The 2,745-nt window shown below is 68.4% G+C and carries 1 protein-coding gene; it reads left to right on the top strand.

Annotated features, from left to right (window positions below):
• Positions 1-15 precede the first annotated feature (15 nt).
• Positions 16-2,745: hypothetical protein (locus D7Y13_RS49980; RefSeq protein ID WP_500683193.1), on the top strand; the 2,730-nt coding region annotated here is incomplete at its 3' end.

The raw sequence follows: 2,745 nt of genomic DNA, 5'->3' as shown, positions 1-2,745 counted from the left end.
GCTGAAGAGGCTCGACTGGCTGAAGAGGCTCGGCTCGCCGAAGAGGCCCGGCTGGCTGAAGAGGCTCGCCTCGCCGAAGAGGCCCGGCTGGCTGAAGAGGCTCGCCTCGCCGAAGAGGCTCGGCTGGCTGAAGAGGTTCGGCTGGCTGAAGAGGTTCGGCTGGCTGAAGAGGTTCGGCTGGCTGAAGAGGTTCGGCTGGCTGAAGAGGCTCGGCTGGCGGAAGAGGCGCGGCTGGCCGAAGAGGCCTGGCTCGCTGAAGAGGCTCGGCTGGCGGAAGAGGCTCGGCTGGCGGAAGAGGCTCGGCTGGCGGAAGAGGCTCGGCTGGCGGAAGAGGCTCGGCTGGCGGAAGAGGCTCGGCTGGCGGAAGAGGCTCGACTCGCCGAAGAAGCCCGCCTCGCCGAAGAGGCTCGACTGGCTGAAGAGGCCCGTCTCGCTGAAGAGGCTCGTCTCGCCGAAGAAGCCTGGGTGCGCGCGACGGAAGAGGCTCGTCTTGCGGAAGAGGCTCGCCTCCGTGCGGAGGAAGAAGCTCGAATCGCAGAAGAGATCCGCATCGCTGAAGAAGCTCAGCTTCGCGAGGAAGCGGCTCGTCTCGCGGAGGAGGCACTACTTGAGGAGGCCAGGCTGCGTGCCGAAGAGGAAGCTCGGCTCGCGGAAGAAGAGAGACTTCGTGTAGCCGAAGCGGCGTGGCTTGCCGAAGAAGCCCGGCTGCGTGCCGAAGAAGAGGCACGTTTGGCCGAAGAGGCTCGGCTCGCTGAAGAGGCCCGGCTGGCCGAAGAGGCTCGCGTCGCGGAAGAGGCTCGCGTCGCGGAAGAGGCTCGCGTCGCGGAAGAGGCGCGGCTCGCGGAAGAAGCCCGCATCGAGGAAGAGGCTCGTCTCGCTGAAGAGACACGGCTGGCTGAAGAGGTCCGGCTGGCGGAAGAGGCTCGGCTCGCTGAAGAGGCTCGGCTCGCTGAAGAGGCTCGGCTCGCTGAAGAGGCTCGGCTCGCTGAAGAGGCTCGGCTCGCTGAAGAGGCTCGGCTCGCTGAAGAGGCCCGTCTCGCCGAAGAGGCTCGTCTCGCTGAAGAGGCCCGTCTCGCCGAAGAGGCCCGTCTCGCGGAAGAGGCTCGCGTCGCGGAAGAGGCGCGGCTCGCTGAAGAGGCCCGTCTCGCCGAAGAGGCCCGTCTCGCTGAAGAGGCTCGGCTGGCTGAAGAGGCTCGGCTGGCTGAAGAGGCTCGACTCGCCGAAGAGGCTCGACTCGCCGAAGAGGCTCGACTCGCTGAAGAGGTCCGGCTGGCCGAAGAGGCTCGCCTCGCTGAAGCGGCGCGACTGGCTGCTGAAGAGGCGCGACTGGCTGCTGAAGAGGCGCGACTGGCTGAAGAGGTCCGGCTGGCCGAAGAGGCTCGCCTCGCTGAAGAGGCGCGACTGGCTGCTGAAGAGGCGCGACTGGCTGCTGAAGAGGCGCGACTGGCTGAGGAGGCCCGGCTCGCCGAAGAGGCTCGGCTCGCTGAAGAGGCCCGGCTCGCCGAAGAGGCTCGGCTCGCTGAAGAGGCTCGGCTCGCCGAAGAGGCTCGGCTCGCCGAAGAGGCTCGGCTCGCTGAAGAGGCCCGTCTCGCTGAAGAGGCCCGTCTCGCCGAAGAGGCTCGACTGGCTGAAGAGGCCCGTCTCGCTGAAGAGGCTCGTCTCGCCGAAGAGGCTCGACTGGCTGAAGAGGCCCGTCTCGCTGAAGAGGCTCGTCTCGCCGAAGAGGCTCGACTGGCTGAAGAGGCCCGTCTCGCTGAAGAGGCTCGACTCGCCGAAGAGGTCCGGCTGGCCGAAGAGGCTCGACTCGCCGAAGAGGCGCGACTGGCTGAAGAGGCCCGTCTCGCTGAAGAGGCGCGACTGGCTGAAGAGGCCCGTCTCGCTGAAGAGGTCCGGCTGGCTGAAGAGGCGCGGCTCGCCGAAGAGGCTCGCGCCGCGGAAGAGGCGCGACTGGCTGAGGAGGCCCGTCTCGCTGAAGAGGTCCGGCTGGCTGAAGAGGCGCGGCTCGCCGAAGAGGCTCGCGCCGCCGAAGAGGCGCGACTGGCTGAGGAGGCCCGTCTCGCTGAAGAGGCCCGGCTCGCCGAAGAGGCGCGACTGGCTGAGGAGGCCCGTCTCGCTGAAGAGGCCCGTCTCGCCGAAGAGGCCCGTCTCGCTGAAGAGGCCCGTCTCGCTGAAGAGGCCCGTCTCGCTGAAGAGGCCCGTCTCGCTGAAGAGGCCCGTCTCGCTGAAGAGGCCCGTCTCGCTGAAGAGGCCCGGCTGGCCGAAGAGGCCCGCCTCGCGGAAGAGGCCCGCCTCGCCGAAGAGGCTCGACTCGCTGAAGAGGCCCGGCTGGCTGAAGAGGCCCGCCTCGCTGAAGAGGCCCGCCTCGCTGAAGAGGCCCGTCTCGCCGAAGAGGCCCGTCTCGCTGAAGAGGCCCGTCTCGCTGAAGAGGCTCGGCTGGCTGAAGAGGCCCGTCTCGCTGAAGAGGCCCGGCTCGCCGAAGAGGCGCGGCTGGCTGAAGAGGCCCGTCTCGCCGAAGAGGCGCGGCTGGCTGAAGAGGCCCGCCTCGCGGAATCGGCCCGCCTTCGTGCCGAGGAAGCAGCTCGGATCGCCGAAGAGATCCGTCTCGCGGAGGAGGCTCAGCTTCGTGAGGAAGAAGCCCGCCTCGCCGAAGAAGCCCGTCTCGCCGAAGAAGCCCGCCTCCACGCCGAAGCCCAGCACGCGGAAGCACTGCGACAGGCCGAACTGGCACGTCAGGCCGAACTCCAT

The organism is Corallococcus praedator (assembly GCF_003612125.1).
Lineage (GTDB): Bacteria > Myxococcota > Myxococcia > Myxococcales > Myxococcaceae > Corallococcus > Corallococcus praedator.
Note: the sequence above shows the minus strand (reverse complement) of the source record. Positions and strands in the feature narration are given on the sequence as shown.